Annotated in this window: 1 protein-coding gene; it reads left to right on the top strand. The window is 29.5% G+C overall.

Going from position 1 to position 509, the window contains the following annotated elements; genetic code table 11:
• Nucleotides 1-228 precede the first annotated feature (228 nt).
• The coding region (locus tag B5F09_RS14700) for an IS3 family transposase (RefSeq protein WP_143357544.1) at nt 229-509 on the top strand (281 nt) is incomplete at its 3' end.

The following is a 509-nucleotide window of genomic DNA, read 5'->3' as shown; positions in this document are numbered from 1 at the left end:
AAAGATGCCAATAATAATGACGGTATAATCAATTCAAGAGGGAGTGGTAATTATTCAAGCGATGAAGCTAAGGAAATAGCCAGATTAAAAAAAGAATTAAAAGATACACGGGATGCTTTAGAAGTCCTAAAAAAGGCTATTGGCATGACTTAGCAAATAACTAAGCAGGATCTTTATAAGGAAATAAAAGAAAAATCAAAAAGTGATAGACAGGCTTCAGTTACCGGTATGCTAAAAAAACTAAAACTAAGCAAATCAGGATATTATGAATATTTAAAAAGAAAAACATGCAGACAGAAAATCAGAAAAGCAAGAATCACAGAAAGAATCAAAGAAATTCATAAGGATTCAAAAGAGATATATGGAGCACCTAAAATAACCAGAATACTAAAAAAAGAAGGAGAAAAAATAAGCGAAAAATATGTAGGAAACATAATGAGAGAAAACAAAATAAAAGCCCATTATATTAAACCGTATACAATAACAACAAAAGACTGTGATTTTTCAAA

Source organism: Erysipelatoclostridium sp. An173 (assembly GCF_002160495.1).
Lineage (GTDB): Bacteria > Bacillota_I > Bacilli_A > Erysipelotrichales > Coprobacillaceae > Thomasclavelia > Thomasclavelia merdavium.
Note: the sequence above shows the minus strand (reverse complement) of the source record. Positions and strands in the feature narration are given on the sequence as shown.